General features: G+C 36.7%; 17 protein-coding genes, 2 tRNA genes, 1 pseudogene and 1 other annotated feature. Of the genes and pseudogenes, 15 read left to right on the top strand and 5 right to left on the bottom strand.

Features of this window, described 5'->3' with window-relative positions; all coding sequences use genetic code 11:
• The first annotated feature begins 55 nt into the window (after window positions 1-55).
• From CP357_RS02495 to CP357_RS02450, 10 genes are all read left to right on the top strand, one after another.
• Complete coding sequence (locus tag CP357_RS02495; RefSeq protein WP_098036462.1) at window positions 56-1,381, top strand: PTS transporter subunit EIIC; 1,326 nt, start codon at window positions 56-58, stop codon at window positions 1,379-1,381.
• Window positions 1,350-2,279 carry an alpha/beta hydrolase gene (locus CP357_RS02490; protein WP_098036461.1) on the top strand — a complete coding sequence of 310 codons (930 nt, stop codon included), beginning with the start codon at window positions 1,350-1,352 and terminating at the stop codon, window positions 2,277-2,279. Before CP357_RS02495 ends, CP357_RS02490 begins: the two co-directional genes overlap by 32 nt.
• Window positions 2,280-2,562: 283 nt before the next feature.
• Entirely contained in the window at window positions 2,563-4,680 is a 2,118-nt protein-coding gene (locus tag CP357_RS02485) for an ATP-dependent Clp protease ATP-binding subunit (protein ID WP_098036460.1), read from the top strand.
• 371 nt (window positions 4,681-5,051) lie between these two features.
• Window positions 5,052-6,638 carry an ABC transporter ATP-binding protein gene (locus CP357_RS02480; RefSeq protein ID WP_065990215.1) on the top strand — a complete coding sequence of 529 codons (1,587 nt, stop codon included), beginning with the start codon at window positions 5,052-5,054 and terminating at the stop codon, window positions 6,636-6,638.
• An 86-nt stretch (window positions 6,639-6,724) separates the two neighbouring features.
• Window positions 6,725-7,357 (top strand): signal peptidase I, encoded by a 633-nt coding sequence (lepB, locus tag CP357_RS02475; protein WP_061205060.1) that lies wholly within the window; start codon window positions 6,725-6,727, stop codon window positions 7,355-7,357.
• A gap of 162 nt (window positions 7,358-7,519) precedes the next feature.
• Entirely contained in the window at window positions 7,520-8,869 is a 1,350-nt protein-coding gene (locus CP357_RS02470) for an amino acid permease (protein ID WP_005721860.1), read from the top strand.
• 72 nt (window positions 8,870-8,941) lie between these two features.
• Window positions 8,942-10,315, top strand: coding sequence for an amino acid permease (locus CP357_RS02465; RefSeq protein WP_065990218.1), 1,374 nt, complete (start codon window positions 8,942-8,944; stop codon window positions 10,313-10,315).
• A 151-nt stretch (window positions 10,316-10,466) separates the two neighbouring features.
• Window positions 10,467-11,576, top strand: a complete 1,110-nt coding sequence (locus CP357_RS02460) for an ATP-binding protein (protein ID WP_065990220.1) — start codon at window positions 10,467-10,469, stop codon at window positions 11,574-11,576.
• 106 nt (window positions 11,577-11,682) lie between these two features.
• Window positions 11,683-12,411: a gamma-glutamyl-gamma-aminobutyrate hydrolase family protein gene (locus CP357_RS02455; RefSeq protein WP_005723688.1), complete on the top strand. Its 729-nt coding sequence runs from the start codon at window positions 11,683-11,685 to the stop codon at window positions 12,409-12,411.
• A 12-nt stretch (window positions 12,412-12,423) separates the two neighbouring features.
• Window positions 12,424-13,815 carry an APC family permease gene (locus CP357_RS02450; RefSeq protein WP_065990222.1) on the top strand — a complete coding sequence of 464 codons (1,392 nt, stop codon included), beginning with the start codon at window positions 12,424-12,426 and terminating at the stop codon, window positions 13,813-13,815.
• 68 nt (window positions 13,816-13,883) lie between these two features.
• Here the strand turns inward: CP357_RS02450 and asnA are convergent, their stop codons facing one another.
• A complete protein-coding gene (gene asnA / locus CP357_RS02445) occupies window positions 13,884-14,897 on the bottom strand; it encodes an aspartate--ammonia ligase (RefSeq protein ID WP_065990223.1) in 1,014 nt (337 codons plus the stop codon).
• A 60-nt stretch (window positions 14,898-14,957) separates the two neighbouring features.
• Window positions 14,958-15,207 (bottom strand) — a binding site (T-box leader).
• A gap of 124 nt (window positions 15,208-15,331) precedes the next feature.
• Here asnA and CP357_RS02440 point away from each other — a divergent pair.
• Complete coding sequence (locus CP357_RS02440) at window positions 15,332-16,390, top strand: DUF871 domain-containing protein (protein ID WP_005720009.1); 1,059 nt, start codon at window positions 15,332-15,334, stop codon at window positions 16,388-16,390.
• A gap of 76 nt (window positions 16,391-16,466) precedes the next feature.
• Here the strand turns inward: CP357_RS02440 and CP357_RS02435 are convergent.
• The 3 genes from CP357_RS02435 to CP357_RS02425 all read right to left on the bottom strand — a co-directional run bounded on the left by CP357_RS02435 (window position 16,467) and on the right by CP357_RS02425 (window position 17,812).
• Window positions 16,467-16,540 (bottom strand) — tRNA-Pro (locus tag CP357_RS02435).
• Between the two features lie 8 nt (window positions 16,541-16,548).
• A tRNA-Arg gene (locus CP357_RS02430) sits at window positions 16,549-16,622 on the bottom strand.
• Between the two features lie 197 nt (window positions 16,623-16,819).
• The gene (locus tag CP357_RS02425; RefSeq protein WP_013087027.1) at window positions 16,820-17,812 is read right to left on the bottom strand and encodes a GMP reductase; all 993 of its coding nucleotides are present in this window, start codon (window positions 17,810-17,812) and stop codon (window positions 16,820-16,822) included.
• A 197-nt stretch (window positions 17,813-18,009) separates the two neighbouring features.
• On the opposite strand from CP357_RS02425, the gene CP357_RS02420 reads away from it, so the two are divergent.
• From CP357_RS02420 to CP357_RS02405, 4 genes are all read left to right on the top strand, one after another.
• The gene (locus tag CP357_RS02420) at window positions 18,010-19,299 is read left to right on the top strand and encodes an adenylosuccinate synthase (protein ID WP_005720011.1); all 1,290 of its coding nucleotides are present in this window, start codon (window positions 18,010-18,012) and stop codon (window positions 19,297-19,299) included.
• A 3-nt stretch (window positions 19,300-19,302) separates the two neighbouring features.
• The gene (gene purB / locus CP357_RS02415; protein WP_098036459.1) at window positions 19,303-20,598 is read left to right on the top strand and encodes an adenylosuccinate lyase; all 1,296 of its coding nucleotides are present in this window, start codon (window positions 19,303-19,305) and stop codon (window positions 20,596-20,598) included.
• A gap of 89 nt (window positions 20,599-20,687) precedes the next feature.
• Window positions 20,688-21,047 carry a hypothetical protein gene (locus CP357_RS02410; RefSeq protein WP_098036458.1) on the top strand — a complete coding sequence of 120 codons (360 nt, stop codon included), beginning with the start codon at window positions 20,688-20,690 and terminating at the stop codon, window positions 21,045-21,047.
• Between the two features lie 84 nt (window positions 21,048-21,131).
• Entirely contained in the window at window positions 21,132-21,623 is a 492-nt protein-coding gene (locus tag CP357_RS02405; RefSeq protein ID WP_098036457.1) for a hypothetical protein, read from the top strand.
• Between the two features lie 27 nt (window positions 21,624-21,650).
• On the opposite strand, the pseudogene CP357_RS02400 reads toward CP357_RS02405, so the two are convergent.
• Window positions 21,651-21,896, bottom strand: a pseudogene (locus CP357_RS02400) (transposase); the annotation flags it as partial.
• Window positions 21,897-22,185 lie beyond the last annotated feature (289 nt).

Here is a 22,185-nt window from a genome sequence, read left to right as displayed (position 1 = left end):
GATTAATATAAACTCATTCAATCATATTTATTGAAGATAGGTAAAGGGAAAAGCTATGGGAGAGAGAATAACCAACTTTATTCTTATCATAAGAAGATTACCAATATTTAGAATTTTTCAGCGAACTTTGGGGATGCTGATGCCAATTGCAATTATTGGTTCTTATTTTAAGTTGCTACGTGATGCTGTTTTTTCACCAGACAGTTTTATTTATAATATCCTGAATTTTGATTCAACTATGCCCGACAAAATATGGTATGCCGGTTCATTTATTTGTAACGGCTTTGTGCGGGTAACTTTTGGATTATTTGGTTTATATGCGGCATATTTTGCGGCACGTTATACAGCACGTTTATATCATAAAGATTCTACGTTAGCTGGTATGACTGCAGTAATGATAATTATGTTTTGTGCGTATGCAAGTAATGTGGGAAATAAGCTTAGTAATAAGTCAATGTTTTCATCTAGTGTATTGCAAATTAATGCTTTGTTACTTGCGTTACTAGTGGGATATGCAGTTGGTGAAATTTTCCATTGGTTAGGTAAAAATCACCAGCCTGTAGAATTTGAACATGTTCACCGAGTTAGAACTCGGGCCTGGAATGCGCTTTTGCCTGCATCTGTATCTATTATTGCGGGGATGATTTTGGGGATTATTATTTATGAATTGCAAATCAAGATATTGAGCTCCAGTACTTTTAAAGAATTGGTTATTCAAATCCAAAATTCCAACAATATATTTGAAATTATTGCATTGGCGTTTGTCGTTATGCTGCTTAGTTGGATTGGGATTGGCTATCCTTTAACTTCTTTATCTACGGCTGCAGCACTTACAAGCGGGACAGCTACTGTTAACCTCGATTATGCATTAAAACATGGCGGTTCATGGAATGTTCCTTATAAGTTTTTAGGTAGTTCGCTTGTTTATCCTTACGGTGCAATGGGCGGTGCTAGCGTTGTTTTAGCATTAATAGTAATCATTTTATTGTCACATCAAAATAAAGAGACAGAGAATATTGCCAAGGCTAATTTATTGCCTGCAGCATTTAACTCTACGTGGGGGTTCATGATAGGGATGCCAATTATTTTAACCCCCGTGCTCTTTTTACCTATGGTATTGATCCCTGTAATTAACATCATGATTGCTTCATTAGCAATTTTTCTTCATATTATTACACCATGTGTTTATCCAGTATTAAAAGGGACCCCAGGAATTCTTATTTCGTTTTTCGGTTCTAACGGCAACTGGAGTAATTTAGTCTTTTCTATTTGTTTATTTATTTTAGATATTTTGATGTTAATACCTATTTCGTTATTGGGACAAAGGATAGAAAGGAAACTTAAAGCTTATGAATATGAAAAAGGCCAACAAACTGCTTAAAAATCCTAATTTAAAATGGATTGCCCTTGTTTTATTAGTAGTTATGGTTTTCGCTATTCCTGGTTATAAATGGATGGAAAAAGATAACCAAGCTCGTGCACAAAGAATGAAATCTGCCTTGTCACCGGTAATCATGGTGCCTGGATCCAGTGCGACTACTGAACGTTTTAATGAGTTGGTTAAATTATTAAATCAAAACACTCCAACTAAACATAGCGTGTTGAAAATCAACGTTTCAACTAATGGTAATCTGTCGTATTCGGGCTCAATTAATAAAAATGATAATGAGCCGTTTATTATTATTGGCTTTAAAAACAATAAAGATGGTTATAGCAATATCAAAAAACAAGCAGGATGGTTAGATGAAGCCTTTGAAGCTATTTCATGGGACTATAAATTTAATAATTTTAAGGCCTTTGGCCATTCTAATGGTGGTTTAATTTGGACATACTGGCTAGAACACTATTATTCAACTTATTCGGATGAAATTACCATGAAGCGTTTAATGACAGTAGGGACGCCGTATAATTTTAGCGAAAAGAATATGAACCATAAAACGCAAATGCTGGAAGATTTTATTAAGTGCAAAAATAGACTCCCTAAGAGCTTAGTGGTGTATTCTGTATCTGGAGGCAAAAATTATGAGTCAGATGGGATCGTCCCAGAAGCTAGCGTTGCAGCAGGAAAGTATATTTTTCAAAAGCAAGTAAAGAGTTATACTGCGATGACAATCACTGGTGATAAGGCTGATCACTCTGATTTGCCTCAAAATCAACAAGTAGTCCAGGTTATTCAACAATATTTATTAGAACCAATTAAGAATAAGAATAATCAAGTAATATCGCGACAAGGAAAAAAGTCAGATAACGATAAAAATGGACAAAATGAGCAGGATTAACATTCATCCTGTGGAAAACTTTTACACCCAATAATCCTTTAAGCGTATAATTTCATCCTTCTTAATAAAATCTTTATATATTGTGAAGCAATATAAACACTTATATATCAACGATTTTATTACTTTTTTAGATTAACATCACAAATTAAAAGAAAAATGTGGAAAACTTTTAAATCTATGCTTGTAATCTGTGGATAACCTGCTATACTTATAAATGTAATGAATTAGCACTTAAATGCTTTGAGTGCTAAAAATCAAGTTTATGATGGGAGTGTTTGCAGATATGGCATACTTTGACAATGATTTTGACAACTTATTTAACGAATTGAACAGCTCATTCTTTAATGACGACTTTGGCAGAAGAAGTGGCAACGGTAATTCAGGTTCAATTCCTATTAATTACTCAAGCAATATGAGTTCAGCTCCTCAAACCATTCAACAAACCCCACAACAACCAAATGAAAAACCAATTGGCGTAGATTTAGTTGAAGAAGCAAAGAAGAATAATTTTGACCCAGTTATTGGTCGTGACGAACAAATTGATAACGTTATTGAAATTTTATCAAGACGTAAGAAGAATAATCCTGTATTAATCGGACCTGCTGGTGTTGGTAAGACTTCTATTGTAGAAGGTTTAGCTGAAAGAATTGCTTCAGGCAATGTGCCAGCTAAGATGGCTAACATGCACATTATTTCAGTAAACATCAATGACATGGTTGCTGGTTCAAGTCTTCGTGGTAGCTTTGAAGAAAGATTAAAGAAGGTTATCGACAAGGCTAAGAGCGATCCTAACATTGTTTTATTCATCGACGAATTACACAACATTGTAGGTGCTGGTTCTACTGATTCAGAAAACAACAACGGTGACGCTGCTAACATCTTGAAGCCAGCTTTGGCAAGTGGTCAATTGAAGTTAATTGGTGCTACTACTACTAGTGAATTCCAAAGAATTGAAAAAGACCCAGCTTTATCACGTAGATTCCAAGCTGTTCAAGTTCCAGAACCATCTACTGATGTAGCTGTTAAGATTTTGGAAGGCTTAAAGAAGAAGTACGAAGACTACCACCACGTAAAATACAGTGACGACAGTCTTAAATTAGCTGTTGAATTATCAGAAAGATACATTCAAGGCCGTTACTTACCAGACAAGGCTATCGACTTGATGGATGAAGCTGGTGCTAAGAAGGCATTGCTTGTACAACCAACTGATGAAAAGAGCTTAAAGAACCAAATCTCAGCTCTTGAAGCTAAGAAGACTGAAGCTGCTAAGGCAGAGGATTACGACAAGGCTTCAGAAATTAAGAGTAAGATTGCTGAACTTGAGAAACAACTTAAGAATGTAGATTCTAAGAATACTCCAGAAGTAACTGAAAAAGACATCTACGCAATTATTGAACAAAAGACTAAGATCCCAATGAGTGAACTTCACGCTGATGAAGCTCAAAAGAACTTGGACTTAGCTAAGAAACTTAAGAAGAATGTTATTGATCAAGACAGAGCTATCGATGTAATTACTGACGCTATTGCTCGTAAGCAAATCTTCAAAGACAGCGACAGACCTACTGGTTCATTCTTACTCACTGGACCTACTGGTGTTGGTAAGACTGAACTTGCTAAACAATTGGCAATTCAATTATTTGGTAACAAGGAACACTTAATCCGTTTGGACATGAGTGAATACCAAGACGAAATGGCAGTTAACAAGTTGATCGGTTCAGCACCTGGCTATGTTGGCTACGGTGAAGGTGGTCAATTAACTGAAAAGGTTCGTCACCAACCATACTCATTGATTTTATTTGATGAGATTGAAAAAGCTAACCCACAAGTCTTCAACGCATTATTGCAAATTATGGATGACGGTCGTTTGACTGACGCACAAGGTAGAACTGTTTCATTCAAGGATACTATCTTGATTATGACTTCAAACGCCGGCTTCTCAGACAAGTTGCTTGAAGATGGCAAGGTTGACCAAGACAAGTTAATCTCAGCCCTTGAAAACTACTTCAGACCTGAATTCTTGAACCGTTTGGACGCAATCGTTCCATTCAACTCACTTACTGAACAAGACATGGGCAGGATCATCAACATTTACTTGAAGAAGATGTCTCATGTTCTTGCTAAGAAGGGTGTAACGGTAGAAGTTTCAGACGAAGCTAAGGCATTCTTGGCAGAAAAGGGCTACGACAAGAAGTTCGGTGCTCGTCCACTTAGAAGAGTAGTTGAACAAAATCTTGAAACTCCAGCTGCTAAGTTGATCCTGAGAAAACCTGAAACTAAGAAGCTTGAATTCACTGCAGATGACAAGCACTTGTACTTAAACGGTGAAGCAATCTTCGATATTTCTCCAAAGATTGAAGAAAAAATTAAGGAAGACAAAACTAAAGCCGAAGATAAAAAATAAGATTAATTAATAGTTAATAAAGAAAAAGAGGATATTTCCTAGGGAATATCCTCTTTTTGTGCAGAAATTGAATTAGTTTTGCATTTCTGCAAAGTTGTTTGATCTGAAATTAAAATAAGAGTATTATAAAAATATAAAAAATAAGATAATTATAAGCTTTTAATTCGGTGAAAAAGTTCAGAAAAATTATGAGATACTTTAGGCAGATTAAGTACCTCAGGTAAGGAAACTATAAACAAAATTAATTCTTCATTATCTTTGTTTAGACGATAATAAAGAAGCTCTTTTAAGGAATTCATTTTGATTTGTAAGTAACTACTTAAGAAGCGGTATTGAATATGATTAAAAAAGATCTTCAATGAGGAATAATTATGAAGCAAAAATTTATATATCTTCGAGATATTTTTAAAGGGCACTCATCTTTGTGGCTAGGCTTAGTTATAGCTAGCGGTTTTACTGGCTTAGATGGCATTATTTCCCCCGCCGTTATGGGAATTCTTACGAATATTTTAACAAAACGTCAATTTAATCGAGTTTGGTTAGTTATTGCACTTTTCTTTGTGGCAATGACATTTACTAATATTGCTTTTTGGTTTTGGCAATATTTTAATTTAAAAATTATTCAAGTTGCTAATACCAAATTGCGTGCAGATGCTTATGATAAGTTTATTACTGCCAGTGATAATCGCGATGAATCGAAAGTAATTTCCTTTATAGATGTAGATGTAAAGCAAATTGAAAATCAGTTTATCAATGCGGTAGTAATGGTAATTTATTGCTTTGAGCAAGCATTGATCACTTTAATCTATATTCTTTATATTAATTCTTGGGTAGCATTGGTTTACCTTGTTTGTGGTTTTTTACCAACGGTTGTTCCCAGGCTTACTAAAAAATGGCTAGAAAAGGGAACCAAGAAGTGGTCCGCTAAATATAAGAAGTATAACTTAGAAGTTTCGGAAGGAGTTAAAGGTTTTCATCTGATTAATAATTATGGCGTTACAGCTAAGATGCAAAAGCTAATTACACATTCGCTTAAGCAAGAAGAAAATGCGTATTTTAAAATGAACTTGCATCAAGAAACTTCACGTTTATTATCAAATACCACTTATGTGATTTCAACAATTATTGCCCTATTAGTTAGTGTGTTGTTTATTATGAATGGTCAAATCACAGTTGGTGCCTTTATTTCGCTATATTTGGCAGCCGATAGGGTAACGAGTCCTATTTTGAGTTCTGTTCAGTTCTTGAATCAGATTAATTCGTCCACTCCACTTTTGGAAGCAGAGATTGATAAATCTAAGCAGCAGCAAATTAATAATTTAACTTATCAAAATCTATCTAAGGATCTTTTACTTGAATTTGATCACGCTAGTTTTGGGTATGATCATGCATTGATAAAAGATATTAATTTTGCTGTTAAAGGTAATAGTCATGTGATGATTGAGGGACCATCTGGTGTGGGAAAGTCAACAATTTTCAAAACTTTATTAAATGAAATACCACTCTTTTCAGGAGAAATTCTAGTTAATTCTAAGTTAAATGATAATGAGTTGAAGCATCAAACTGGTATCATTAGTCAAGATACGTTTATTTTTTCAAAAAGCTTGCGCTTTAATTTGACATTAGGCGAAGATTTCTCTGATGAAGACATGATTGCAATCTTACGAAAGGTTGAATTGGATAAATTTGCCTCAACAGAAGGACTGGATACTAGATTAGGTGAGAATGGAGTCCATCTTTCTGGAGGTGAAAAGCGTAAAATTGAATTAGCTCGTGCATTATTAAGAAAGAAGACAATTTTATTATTAGATGAGGCCTTGTCGGGATTAGATCATCAAAGTATGCAGACTATATTTCAGTTAATTGTTGATTTCAAAGGTACTGTAATCGACATTGAGCATAATTTAAGTGACGAGTATAAGCAAAAATATGGGCAAATTTTAGAGTTGACTAATTAAGTAGCCCAGTTGCTCTAGCTTCCTATTGATTTGGCAATTTCTTCATAAAGTTGTAAACTGTGAAAAAAGACAAAATGGAGAAAATTATGGCTGAAAAAAAAGAAGAAAAAGAATCATGGGGTAAGTTTTTCCTAGATATCTTAATTATCTGGGGTATTTTATTTGGCGTTTATATGTTGCTCTTCCACTTCGTTTTGAGCAACGATACGGTGTCTGGTCCATCAATGCAACCAACCTTTCAAAATGGTGATCGATTGATTGCGGAACGTCATGCACAAATCAAACGTGGTGAAGTGGTCATTGTTAAAGCCCCAGATGAACCAGGTGCTTTGTACATTAAGCGTGTTATTGGTTTGCCTGGTGAAAAAATCGTCAGCAAAAATAATCAAATCTACATTAATAATAAAAAGATTGCTCAACCTTGGTTGAAACAAGGAACGAAGTTAATTGATAATGGCTCAGATACATTTTATTCTGAGACTCAGAATTTTACTATGCAGTCACTGATGCGGGCGCGGACTTACCAGCAATACTTTACTAGAGCGCAGATTAAATATGTGCAGGATACTGGGCGCATTCCGAAAGGAACATATTTCGTAATGGGTGATCACCGGAGCGTTTCTAAGGATAGCCGTTATATCGGAACCATTAAGCGTAGTAGTATCGTTGGCGTAGTTAAAGTACGTTACTGGCCGTTGAACCAATTTAAAGTTTACTAATAATGAAGATATTCCTAAGGGAATATCTTTTTTAGATAAAAAATAATTGCATGAATTGGCATAAGACTATATAATTCAAAAAAAGCAAACTTGATGGAGCAACATGTTTCATTTAAAAAACATGCCGCTCCATTTTTTATTTTGAGGAAGGTGCGAGTAATTATGGATGAGAAGCCGAGATTAAAACGCGGGCTTAAGAGTCGTCACGTAACAATGATTGCAATAGGGGGAGCCATTGGTACTGGCCTATTCTTAGGTTCTGGTTCAGCCATTCATAGTGCTGGCCCTTCAATTATTTTGTCGTACTTAATCGTAGGGATTATCACCTTTTTTATGATGCGTGCTTTAGGAGAGCTTATTTTAGCCGATCCTGATAGTCATTCATTTTTAGAATCAATCAAAAAATATTTAGGTAAGCGTGCCGAATTTGTAGCGGGCTGGATGTACTGGGCTTGCTGGCTTAGTTTAGCTATGGCTGATTTGACTGCGACAGGAATTTATTTAAGATACTGGTTTCCGTGGCTACCGCAATGGGTTGGCCCTTTAGTAATTGTGATCTTATTGATGTTGATTAACATGGTAAATGTCGGATTATTTGGTGAACTGGAAAGTTGGTTCTCAATGATTAAGGTAATGGCAATTGTAGTCTTAATCATTACCGGTGCTGTAATGTTGTTACTTCATACGCATGTAAAGGGCGGTTATGTTTCACTAACTAATTTAGTTAATCATGGTGGCTTTTTCCCAACTGGGATTTGGGGCTTTCTTTTATCATTTCAAATGGTTGTTTTTGCCTTTGTTGGGGTAGAAATTGTAGGTCAAACTGCTAGTGAAACAGCTAATCCGCAAAAGGATATTCCTAAGGCAATTAACACTTTGCCAGTTAGAATCGGCCTTTTTTATGTGGGCTCAATGTTGGCAATTATGTCTGTTTATCCATGGAATCACATTACAACTACTTCAAGTCCCTTTGTCCAGGTCTTTACCGGCATCGGTGTTACAGCGGCTGCAGGGATTTTAAATTTTGTCGTTTTGACTGCAGCTATGTCAGCGACTAATAGTGCAATCTTTTCAACTAGTCGATCACTTTATTCATTAGCACGTAACGGCCATGCACCTAAAAGACTAGGTGAATTGACCAAAAAAGCAATTCCAATGAACGCTTTGATGACCTCTTCATTAATTTTATTTGTAGTAGTTGCCTTAAACTATTTAATGCCAGCAGAAATATTCTCCGTTGTCTCAACTGTTTCAACGATTTGTTTTGTGATTGTTTGGATCATGATTATGGCAGCACATATTGTTTATCGCAAACAGAATAAGCAGAATTTAGGCAGCTTTAAAATGCCGGGCTACCCAGTAACTAGCTGGCTTACGCTTGCCTTTTACATTGGTATTTTAATCTTATTATTCTTTATCAAATCAACGCAGCTGGCTTTGATTATTTCGATTTTATTTGCAATCTTTTTAGCGATCAGCTACAGTTTTGTTCGAAAAAATGATAAGGTATAGTGATTAAAGATAAATGAGAATAGATATATTTCCTAGGAAATTTTTACAGATGCTAAAGAAAGGGAGTTGGAAATGGCGAAGAAAGCACCTGAATTAAAGCGGTCGATGACAGCCGGACAGATGGAAATGATCTCACTTGGAGGAGCAATTGGTGTTGGACTATTCATGGGGGCTAGCTCAACCATTAAGTGGACCGGTCCTTCAGTACTGCTAGCTTATATTTTTGTTGGGGTTATTTTGTATATCGTAATGCGGGCATTAGGTGAGATGCTTTATGTTGATCCAGGTACTGGTTCTTTTGCAGACTATGCTTCAGAGCATGTGCATCCAATTGCCGGCTATTTAGCCGAATGGGCAAATGTGTTTCAATACATTGTTGTCGGAATTTCTGAGGTGGTGGCAACAACAGAGTATTTGCGCTTTTGGTGGAAAGGCACCTCTGATTGGGCTGCCGGCGTAATTATTATTTTATTTTTGCTGGTGGCTAACTTAGCTAGTGCGAAAGCTTATGCAACCTTGGAATTCTGGTTTGCCATGATCAAGGTTGTAACGATTATCTTAATGATTTTACTTGGCTTTGCGGTAATTCTATTTGGCTTTGGTAATGGCGGTCATCCAGTAGGCTTTTCTAACCTGTGGAATCATGGCGGCTTCTTCACTGGTGGTCTCAAGGGCTTCTTTTTCTCAATGGCCATTATTGTTGGTTCTTATGAAGGAATTGAGCTAATTGGGATTTCAGCTGGTGAAGTATCTGATCCGCATAAGGCCATTGTTAAAAGCGTGAAGTCAGTATTGTGGCGGATTTTGATCTTTTATGTTGGGGCAATTTTTGTGATTGTCACAATTTATCCATGGAATAAATTAGATAGCATTGGCTCCCCATTTGTCACGACTTTTGCTAAAGTAGGGATTACGGCAGCAGCTTCAGTGATTAATTTTGTGGTTTTGACTGCCGCTTTGTCTGGTGCTAACTCTGGAATTTATTCATCAAGTCGGATGCTTTATAAATTAGCTCATGAAGGAGAAGCACCGAAGACTTTTGGTCATATTTCAAAAAGGATCGTGCCTAGTCACGCGATCATTGGGATCACTAGTGGGATTTTCATTGGTTTTATGCTTAATGTGTTGGCCCAATTTTTGAATAAATCATTGGCTAATATCTTCGTGATTGTCTATAGTTCATCTGTTTTGCCAGGGATGGTAGCTTGGTTTGTTATTTTGCTGGCAGAATTGCGCTTCAGACGAAAGAATCCGCATTTGATGGAAAACCACCCATTTAAGTTGCCACTTTATCCATATTCAAATTACTTTGCGCTGATTATGCTGGTTGTGATTGTTGTCTTCATGTTTATCAATCCGGAGACGCAAATTTCGGTAGCAGTTGGTGCAGCAGTATTGATTATTGCGGCGCTGGTTTATGTGGTGAAACATCGAAAAGATAAATAAAATTGAGCAGTAGGCGAGAGGCCTGCTGCTTTTTTATTGCAGTAAGATACATAAAGATACACAAATGAATTCAAGATACATAGAGATACACAAAGATACACAAAAATAATATAATAAACATAAAAGATAGAGTAATTGATGAGTTGATAAAATGAACAATCCATTTAATCCTAGTTTTGGTAGAATTCCCGCTGTTTTTTTGCATCGAGGTCAATTGATTGATGATGTGGTTAATGAAATAAATAATCCAAATAGTCCGTATAAGATTTCGATTGTTTACGGGATGCGAGGAGTAGGTAAAACTACATTTTTAACGGAAGTGAGCAAGAGAATTGTAGAAAAACCAGATTGGATAGCGGTAGATTTGGCTATGGGATCTGATTTAATGGCGGCTTTAGTTGATAATTTATATATGAAAGCAGGAAATGAATTTCAAAAAGCTTTTGAATCAATTAAAGGTGTAAATTTTTCTGCATTTGGATTACAACTTTCTGCAAATATTAGTAAACCTACTTTTTCTACTTATCAGGGAATATTAACGAATATGTTTGATAAGCTAAAGAAAAAAGGGATCAAAGTTTTGATTACTTTAGATGAAGTTAAATCAAATTCAGAGCTAAAAGCTTTTGCAGGATATTATCAATTATTAAACCGGCAAGACTATCCCGTTGCATTAATGATGACTGGTTTACCTGAAAATATTTCTGAATTACAAAATGAAGATGTAATGACTTTTTTATTACGCGGCAAAAGAATAGCTTTATCAGCCTTAAACCTAGCTCAAGTAGAAATTAGTTATAATAATGTTTTCAAAAAATCTGGATATCAAGTAACAGAAGACATTCTTAGTAAAATGGCACTAATGACAATGGGTTATTCTTATGCATTTCAATTACTAGGCTATTTAGTCTGGAATGCTGCTAAAGAAAATAAAGTGATAGACCAAAGTCTACTAGATGAGATTAAGCCAGAGTATCTGGTTGAATTAGATCAGAATACCTATACTAAGATTTTTAGTAGTTTATCTCCACAAGATAAAAAATTTGTTTTAGCTATGGCTCAGAGTTCGAAACACCGTGTTTCAATTAAAGAAATCCGTGAAAGATTAAACCGTCCAAGCAATTTTGTTGCTAACTATCGTAGACGCTTGTTAGATGATCAAGTTATCAAATCTACAAATTATGGTGAAGTGGCCTTTACTTTACCGTTTTTCAAGGAATATGTATTGCGACAGTATCGCTTTGAGCAGGGACTAGAATAAGAAATATTCAAAAATTATCGTATTCAATTCAAATCTAATATTGTACTTTTTCAAAGAAATCCTCTATAATATTACATACAAAAAGTAAGCAAAAGGAGGAGCATAAATGACAAAACCAATTATCGGTATCTCAGGTTCTGTAATTATTGACGATGGAGGAATTTTCCCTGGTTATCATCGTAGTTATGTGAACGAAGACTATGTAGATTCAGTAGTTCAAAATGGCGGTGTACCTTACATTATTCCATTTACTGAAAATGATGAGGTAATTCGTGAACAGCTTAATCATGTTCAAGGTTTGATCTTATCTGGCGGTCATGATGTTGATCCACGTTTTTATGGCGAAGAACCAATGCAAAAGATTGGTGCTACTTGGCCTGAACGCGATCATTTTGATATGCGCTTGTTAAAGTTAGCAGAAGAAAATGGTATTCCGGTACTCGGCATTTGTCGTGGTGCTCAAATTATTAATGTGGCTCATGGCGGTACGCTTTACCAAGATCTTTCATACAGAAAAGAACTTACTTTGAAACACATGCAAGGTCATACGCCAACTTTGCCTACTCATAGTATGGAAGTGGAAGCTGATAGTAAATTGGCTGAAATTTTGGGTAAAACTGAATTTCGCGTTAATTCTTTCCACCATCAATTAATTAAAGACGTTGCACCAGATTTAAAAGCAGTGGCAACAGCTCCTGATGGTGTGGTTGAAGGACTTGAAAATAAAAAAGGTAATGTCATTGCCGTGCAGTGGCACCCTGAAATGTTGCACCGTAATTCCGATGTAGCGTTTATGAATAACTTATTTAAGTTTGTTGTTGATAATGCAAAGTAAGGAAGCAAATAGATGAATGAAAAAACAGGAGATAAATTAGGCTTTTGGTCAATTGTACTATTAGCAATTAATGCCATTATTGGTTCGGGTATTTTTTTAACACCTGGTAGTGTAGTACAACAAGCCGGTAGTAAAGCCTTAGTTGTATATTTAATTGCGGCAATTTTTGCAGCGATTCTGGCCATTTCGTTTGCGGCAGCTTCAAAGTATGTCACTAAATCTGGTGCTGCCTATGCTTATTCCAAGGCCGCTTTTGGTAAAAAAATTGGCTTTTATATGGGAGTTCTGCGTTACTTCTCAGCCAGTGTAGCTTGGGGCGTAATGGCTGTTGGGGTAATTAAGTCAACTATTTCAATTTTTGGCGGAAATCCCAATAAGGCAATAAATGTCACAATTGGCTTTTTGATCTTGATGGCAATTATTACCGTGATCAACTTGTTTGGTCAAAAAGTAGTTAAGTATGTAATGAATTTAGCCACGATCGGTAAGTTGGCTGCATTGGTGTTAATTATTATTGCTGGGGTGGTTTTATTAATTACGACTGGTGCTTCTAGTCATTTGTCTGAAGTAGATCAATTGACTCAGAATGGTCAAAAAATTGTGTCAACTTTGACTACTACTACTTTTGTCATGGCGATTGTATCCGCCTTTTATGCCTTTACTGGCTTTGAATCAGTAGCTTCTGGTTCAGAAGACATGAAAGATCCAGAAAAGAACTTGCCACGAGCAATTCCATTGGCAATTTTAATCATTGCGGTAGTTTATATCGGCGTTGTAGCGGTAGCGATGATACTTAACCCACGCGCTTTAATGACGACTAAGCAAGTTGTAGCGATTGCAGCAATTTTTAAAAATGAAATTTTACGTGATGTCATCTTAGTTGGAGCATTAGTTTCAATGTTTGGGATAAATGTGGCATCTAGTTTTAATGCACCACGTATCCTTGAGGCAATGGCACGTGAAGGTCAAATGTCACAAGCACTTACCAAGAGAACAAAGAATAATTTCCCAATTAGAACTTTCTTTATTTCAGTTGGCTTAGCTATCTTAATTCCAATGGCTTTTGAATACAATATGGTCAATTTGATTACTTTAAGTGCGATGGTTAGATTCTTGGGCTTTATCGTAGTACCGCTAGCTGTTATTCAGTTCTATCGTGGTAAGGCAAAAGAAGATGTTTTAAAGGCTAATAAGAGCGTGATGACTGACGTCATTGTGCCGATTTTATCTATTGTGATCGTAATCTTCTTGTTAGTTGAATATAACTGGAAGGCGCAATTTGGCGTAGTGAACGCAGCAGGACAAGTTGTGGGTGTTAACTGGTATGCTATTGCCATGATGATCTTTGGCTTTGTATTGTTACCATTGATTATGGCTTGGATTTCTAAAAGAGAACGGAAATAAATTAGAATAAGCAAAATAAAAAATCAATTTGCATCAAAAAGCAAATTGATTTTTTTAGTTCATTTTTCTTAAAGTAATTTAATATCGTCTGCTTCGCATTTTTCAACCATATCTTCTGGCCAAATAGAAGCTTGTACTTCACCAATGTGAGCCTTACCTAACAGCAACATACAGAGACGAGATTGACCGATTCCGCCGCCGATTGAATAAGGTAATTCACCCTTCAAAAGCATTTGGTGGAATGGCAATTTTTCGCGATCTTCGCAATGTGCCTTCTTTAGTTGTTCACGTAAGCTTTCCTCACTAACACGGATACCCATTGAAGAAATTTCGAGCTTACTTTGTAAAGGTTCGTACCAGAAGACTAAGTCACCGTTTAATTGCCAATCATCGTAGTCTGGTGCACGGCCATCGTGTGGTTCACCACTACGCTTTAACTTGTCACCAATTTTCATAATAAAGACGGCTTTTTCTTCTTTAGCAATCTTATCTTCACGCTCTTCTGGAGAAAGATCAGGCCAGCGATCTTCTAATTCTTGAGTAGTAATAAATGAAACGTGATCAGCTAAGCGGTAAGTAGAGCCAGGGTAGCGTGCAGCAACCAGCTTTTCAGTTGCCTTAATTGCCTTAAAAATGTTCATCACAGTAACTTCAAGTGTGTCGGTGTTGCGTTCTTGTTTACTAATAATCTTTTCCCAGTCCCATTGGTCAACATAGATGGAGTGGAAGTTATCAAGATCTTCGTCCCGGCGAATGGCGTTCATGTTGGTGTAAAGTCCTTCATGCATTCCGAAACCATAGCGTTTTAAAGCCAATCTCTTCCATTTAGCCAATGAGTGAACTACTTCGATAGTATCTTCTTTAGGCATTGCCTTCATGTCAAAGGCAACAGGACGCTCAACGCCGTTTAAGTTATCGTTTAAACCAGTTTTCTTTTCGACAAACATTGGAGCTGACATTCTTTGTAAACCGAGAATTTCTGCCAATTTATCTTGGAAGGTTTCACGAATAAATACAATCGCAGCTTCAGTGTCGCGCACAGTTAATGTTGGGTGATAATCTTTAGGTAAAATAAGTGTCATAATATAAGTCCTCTTTCTAATGTACTTAGAGCAAAGAAAAAGCCCTTCGCTCCCTAAAAAAACAGGGACGAAAGGCTTTTTTCCGCGGTACCACCCACATTGTCTATATTTTAATAGACCGACTCATGAAGCACTATCATGCTCCACCGGCGTGGTAACGTACCGGAGACGTCTCAACCTACTCTAAGGATTGTTATTTCGGTGAGCTGCTAAAAGTGTTTTTCAATAATCCAGGGTCTATTAGTTTCACACTAGCACTAATTCACTGGAAAGAATTAGATTATTTACTCGTCTTTTTCATCGCTTTTTAATTTGTTTATATGTATTTAACATTATTTTTTAGAAAAAAGCAAGCAAAAAATGTAGTAAGATATTTAGGAAAGCGTTTAAGTTATAGATAATAAAAGAAATTAATTAATTTTAGAGGAATAAGAATGTTAGGATTTTCTGTTTATCTAGGACACGATTTGACGTCCGAGAATTACAATTATTTGCTGACGATGCGCAATAGTGGATTTACCTGCGTTTTTACTCAGCTAGCTGTACCTGATACTGATAGTGAGACGATTTTAAATCGGCTGGCGGACTTAACTAATTGGTGTCAAAAACTAGACTTGAAAATTATTGCAGATGTCACGGCAGATGATCTGCAAGATTTGGGTATTAATGTCAATAGTGTTGAGCAAATTAAAAGCTTGAGTCTAACTGGTCTTAGAGTAGATCATGGATTTTCTACTGATATTATTGCCAAGTTGTCCAAAGAAATGCCGATAGTTCTAAATGCCAGCATTATTACGCAACAAAATATTGATGATCTGCGTTATAGCAATGCAAATTTTGAAAAATTAACAGCAGGACATAACTTCTACCCACGTCCTGAAACAGGTCTTGATGCACACTGGATGCAAAAGAAGAATGAGTGGCTTAAGCAATATGGTTTGAAAACAGCAGCCTTTATTTCAGGAAATGGCAAATTGCGTGGACCAATTTTTGCAGGATTGCCAACGTTGGAGAAGCAGCGATATGAAAACCCATTAGCTGCGATCTTAGAATTGAAAGATTATGATTGCGATCACATTTTTGTGGGAGATCCGCAACTTACGAGGGATGCAATTGAATCGATTACTAATTATCAAAAACAGGGTGCAATTACACTGCATTTAGATACTGATATACCAGAATTGTTTGGCAATGATTGGCATAATCGTCCAGATGTGGCGCGTGACGTAGTTCGCTTAAAGGAAAGCAGAAAAAAGATGTTTTTGTCAACAGAGCCGCAAGATAATATTTATGCTAGACCAACTGGCAGCGTGACGATTGATAATCATTTGTATCCGCGTTATGAGGGCGAAATCGAGATTACTAAACGCGATTTGCCATGCAATGAGAAAGTAAATGTTTTGGCCCAGGTTAAAGATTACGATTTACCGTTATTGAAATATGTAGATTCAGATACACAGATTATCTTTAGACGAGCTACTAAAGGGGCATAGCATGATAAGTATTTCCGAGGAAATACTTATTTTTTTACACAAAAAAACCGCACTTCAATGAAATGCGGTTAACTTATCGGGAAAACAGGATTCGAACCTGCGACCCCCTGGTCCCAAACCAGGTGCTCTACCAAACTGAGCCATTTCCCGTTTTTAAGTGCGCCCTGAAGGATTTGAACCTTCAACCTTCTGATTCGTAGTCAGACACTCTATCCAGTTGCGCTAAGGGCGCATTCATCAACGACAACTAGTATAACACAATTTAAAACTCTGTCCAATCGTTTTTAAAAAATAATCAAAAAAAGCCGAGTTATTGACTACCCTACAATAACTCGACCTATATTATTCTATCGAAAAAAGATAGATAATACTATATTATCGTAATATTCTTAACAGGAAAATAATAAAAATGCAAAAATTTTATTAAAATTACTTATCACCATCAAAAATATTGTCTTTAACGATTACGTAGTCGACTAACTTAATGGAATTAAGATCGCGACCACCAGCGTATGAGATGGATGACTGCAAGTCTTCCTTCATTTCTTTTAAAGTATCCTTAATTGAGCCACGGTATGGCACTAACATTTGCTTACCTTCTACATTTTTGTAAGCACCTTTTTGAACCTCAGAGGCTGAGCCCCAGTATTGCTTGTAAGTTTTACCATTAATTTTGATTACATTACCAGGTGATTCTTCATGACCGGCCAGCATTGAACCAATCATAACCATGGTAGCGCCAAAACGAATTGACTTAGCGATATCGCCGTTATGACGAATCCCACCGTCGGCAATTAATGGCTTAGAAGCAGATTTACTGCACATTCTTAATGCGGCTAATTGCCAACCACCAGTACCAAAGCCAGTCTTCAATTTCGTAATACATGCTTTACCAGGTCCCACACCAACCTTGGTTGCGTCGGCGCCTGCATTTTCGAGTTCACGTACGGCTTCTGGCGTAGCAATATTGCCCGCTGTTAAAAATGAATCAGGTAATTTTTCCTTAATATACTTGATCATCTTAATCACGTAAACGGAGTGACCATGAGCTACATCAATAGTAATATATTCTGGTTTAAGGTTTTCCTTGACTAATTCATCAATAAAATCATATTCACTGTCTTTAATGCCGACCGAAATAGATGCAAATAATCCTTTTTGATGCATCATTTTGATGAAGGGAATTCTCTTTTCGGGTTCAAAACGATGCATTACGTAATAATAATCGTTTTGGGCTAGCCAAATAGCAAGGTTATCATCAATGACACTTTCCATATTGGCAGGAACAACCGGTATTTTAAATGTTCGGTTTCCGAACTTGACACTGGTATCTGCATCACGACGGCTTTTGATGATACCCTTATTAGGTACAAGTTGGATATCATCATAGTCAAAGGCTTCCATACTAAAGTAGTTACTCATTTTAAAACTGCTCCCTTTAATCTTGTTTGTTGACCGAGACATACTATATGGGAATAATTTGTGTTTGTCAATATAAAAATCGAACTATGAAATAATTTAAAAATAAAATAATTCGGATTTTATATTGATTATTTGTAAATTAATTGCTAGACTAGCATACGTAATATTTATAGAGATTTTTATGAGGTGAATTTTAAATGACAGCAGTCGCAGTCGTAGGAAGCCAATGGGGCGATGAAGGTAAGGGAAAGATTACTGACTTTTTGAGTAAGGATGCTGCAGTTGCAGTTCGTTCAAATGGTGGTAACAACGCAGGTCATACTATTGATATTAATGGTCAAACTTTCAAGATGCGTTTAATTCCTTCTGGTATTTTTGCAGCCAAGGACAATACAGTTATTGGTAATGGTGTCGTAATCAATCCAGAAGTAATGTTTGGCGAATTAGAAAATCTTGAAAAGAGTGGCATTGATACTAGTGGCTTGAGAATTTCTAATCGTGCCCACATCATTATGCCTTATGATATTAAGCAAGATGAATATCAAGAAGAAGCTAAGGGGGCTAACAAGATTGGTACTACTAAGAATGGTATTGGACCAACTTACATGGACAAGGCTTCAAGAATTGGAATCCGCGTTTGTGATTTGCTTGAAAAAGACACCTTTGAAGAAAAATTGCGTGCTAACCTTGAAGTAAAGAATGAATTATTTACTAAGGTTTATGGTAAGCCAGCACTTAAATTTGAAGACATTTTTGATAAATACTATGAATATGGTCAAAGAATGAAGAAGTATGTAACTGATACTTCTGTCTTAGTGAATGATGCACTTGACCAAAATAAGAAAGTTTTATTTGAAGGTGCGCAAGGTGTGATGCTTGATATTGATGAAGGTACTTATCCATTTGTAACCTCATCTAATACTATTTCTGGTGGTATTTGTTCAGGTATTGGTATAGGTGCTAATCGTCTTGATACTGTAATTGGTGTCTGCAAGGCTTACACTACTCGTGTTGGTGCCGGTCCTTTCCCAACTGAATTGCTTGATGAAGTTGGTGACCGTATTCGTGAAACTGCTCATGAATATGGTACTGTTACTGGTCGTCCACGTCGTGTTGGTTGGTTTGACTCCGTTGCATTGCGTCACTCAAAGCGTGTTGCTGGTATCAATGGCCTTAGCTTGAACTTGCTTGATGTATTTTCAGGCTTTGACAAGATCAAGATTTGTACTGCATATGAACTTGATGGTGAAAAGATTGATTATTATCCAGCAAGTTTGAAGGAATTATACAGATGTAAGCCTGTATATGAAGAACTTCCAGCTTGGGATGAAGATATTACTCAAGTTAAGACTTGGGACGCTCTTCCAGAAAATGCTAAGAAATTCTTGAACCGCGTTTCAGAGTTGGTTGGCGTTCCTTTGGTAACTGTTTCAGTTGGTCCAGATCGTGAACAAACTATTGTTTTGAAGAATCCATGGGAAATGTAATTTATGCTTGAACGTTATACTCGCCCAGAAATGGGGAAAATTTGGACAGACGAAAATAAATATGCAGCTTGGCTTGAAGTAGAAATTGCTGCTACTAGAGCTTGGGCTGAACAAGGCGAAGTGCCAAAAGAAGATGCAGAAAAGATTGCTAAGAATGCTAAATTTACTGCAGAACGTGTGGCAGAACTTGAACAAGTTACTCATCACGACGTTGTAGCCTTCACCCGTACGGTTTCTGAAAGCCTTGGTCCTGAAAAGAAGTGGGTTCACTTCGGCCTTACTTCTACTGATGTAGTAGATACTGCACAAGGACTTTTGCTTAAGCAAGCCGATGAAATCATTAGAAAAGATTTGCATGAATTAAAGGAAACCATTGCGGAAAAGGCTAGAAAGTACAAGTACACTGTTGAAATGGGTCGTACCCACGGTGTGCAAGCTGAACCTACTACTTTTGGTTTGAAGCTTGCTCGTTGGTATGCCGAAATTAACCGTGATATTGAACGTTTTGAACACGCAGCCAAAGGGGTAGAATCAGGCAAGATTTCAGGTGCTGTTGGTACTTTTGCTAACGTTCCACCTGAGATTGAAACAAGCGTTATGAAGCAACTTGGTTTAACGCAACAACCAATTACTAGCCAAGTATTGCCACGTGATTTGCACGCAGAATACATCGCAATGCTTGCTTTGATTGCAACCAGTATTGAAAACTGGGCTACTGAAATTCGTGGACTTCAAAGAAGTGAAATTCATGAAGTTGAAGAACACTTCCGTGCAGGTCAAAAGGGTTCTTCCGCAATGCCTCACAAGCGTAACCCAATTGGTTCAGAAAACCTTTGTGGTATGGCCCGGGTATTGCGTGGTCATGTCGTTACAGCTTATGAAGATGTTGCCCTTTGGCACGAACGTGATATTTCTCACTCAAGTGCTGAACGTGTAATTTTACCTGATACCACAATCGGTATCGACTACATGTTGCACCGCTTCAACCGTATTTTGAGCAACTTGGATGTCTTCCCAGAAACTATGCTCCAGAACATGGATCGTACCTACGGTTTGATTTACTCACAACGTGTACTCCTTAAGTTGATTGATGAAGCAGGACTTTCTCGTGAAAAGGCCTATGATATGGTCCAAAAGTTGACTGCTAAGTCATGGAATGAACAAAAACAATTTAAACCTCTAGTTGAAAATAGCGAAATTATGAACTACCTTTCTAAAGAAGATATTGATGATGCATTCGATTATCACTACCACTTACGTCATGTTGATGATATCTTCAAGAAGTGTGGTTTGGACTAATTGATAAAATACTTAATTACAAAGAAGCGTTTGGAGAAATTCCAAGCGCTTTTTTGGTACAATGGGAACATATTAGAGGGGACATATTTATGAAAAAATTTGGTTCATTTTTTGTTAGATTAATCGTATTGCTTGCAGGTATTGCCTTAGCTGGCTTTCTTGTTTGGCAATTATTCACCGATGCAACTTTACTTGACGTTGACGTGCAAACTAAGGGACCGGTCATTGTTGTAATTTATAGTTTGATCGCATTGATTTCATTAGGCGCCAGCGCTAGCTTTTTTACCGATAAAAATTTAGGTTCAACGATCTTTTTAGGAGCAGTCTTAGCAGTAATTGCTTTAGTTCTGTGGGTTCAAAACCAAGATTTAGCTAATATCTATCGCTGGTACTTCATTTACGGCTTATTAGTCTCACTATTAAGTCCATTTTTCAGAAAAGAAGACTAAATTTCAAAAAAATTTTACGCCTTTTTTGCGTAATAAATAGTAGAGGGGAAAAACTCTACTATTTTTTTGGAATGAGGTTTTATTATGTTAAACAACGAACTGTCGGCAGAGATGGTGGACCATTTAACCGCTGGAATTTTGAAGAAGTATAATGATAAATTACTTTCTGCGGTGCAGCGATTGTTTCCAGAGCTTGATATCAAAGAAGTGCAATCGCTTGATGACGTGAACGGAAATGCTTTGGGAGAACGAGCAGTGGTTCACGTAATCGCACGGGATGCAAAACGCAGCAAGTATGGTTTGATAATCCAAGTAGGTTCACAACGAGCAGGTGAAAACATTCTTGAAGTGGCTAATGGCTATCAAGAAGAAATTATCTTCGGTAGATTGGATTGCCCTGAAGAAGAATTCAAGGCAGCTTATGTTGTGTTTTTATGCCGTGAAGATCCATTTGGTAAAGGGAAATTTCGTTATGAATATTTTGGCGGCAAGTATGATAAACGAACTGGAAAGACTACACCAGCACCTAATGTAATTTTCTTCAATTTAGATAATGAAGATGAAGAAATTTTTTAGAAAATATAGCTATGTATACGCGTGGTGCTAGTTAAATCGTTCTAGACAATAAGCCAAAATTGCAATTTCCAACCGGCTTTGAAAGCCTATCAGACTACGTGCTCGATTGTTCTCGGCATTGTAATAGGCCAGAAGCGAAAAGTCGCTTTCAATTGTTCTGCGAATAGCCATCAATTGATGATCATTGTGCTTTTTAGCTCCTGTCATATTTTTACGATATGGTGTCCAAAGTTCGTAACCCATTTGTTTTAGCTGTTGATGCAGTTCTTTGCCTTAAATTTTCTTGGTGGCCTTATAACCAATGTCAACAAAGGTTGTTAACTAGTGCTGAGAAGAGCTCGGAGTTGCAAAATAAAGTTGATAAGATTGAATGCATCACTTTGGCAAAGGATTACGAGGAAATTTGACTAAAAATAATAAAAATATTAATTTAGTGTTGATTTTTATTCGCCGATTGTAAAATCAAGTTGAACACTTTATAAAAATAAAAGTCCATCTGGACCTGTTTGATAGAATGTTAATATCCACAAAAACATCTATTGGAGGTCACAAATGGACTCTT

The organism is Lactobacillus sp. UMNPBX6, assembly GCF_002553975.1.
Lineage (GTDB): Bacteria > Bacillota > Bacilli > Lactobacillales > Lactobacillaceae > Lactobacillus > Lactobacillus gallinarum.
The sequence above is the reverse complement of the archived record's forward strand: the minus strand, read 5'-3'. Positions and strand labels throughout refer to the sequence as shown.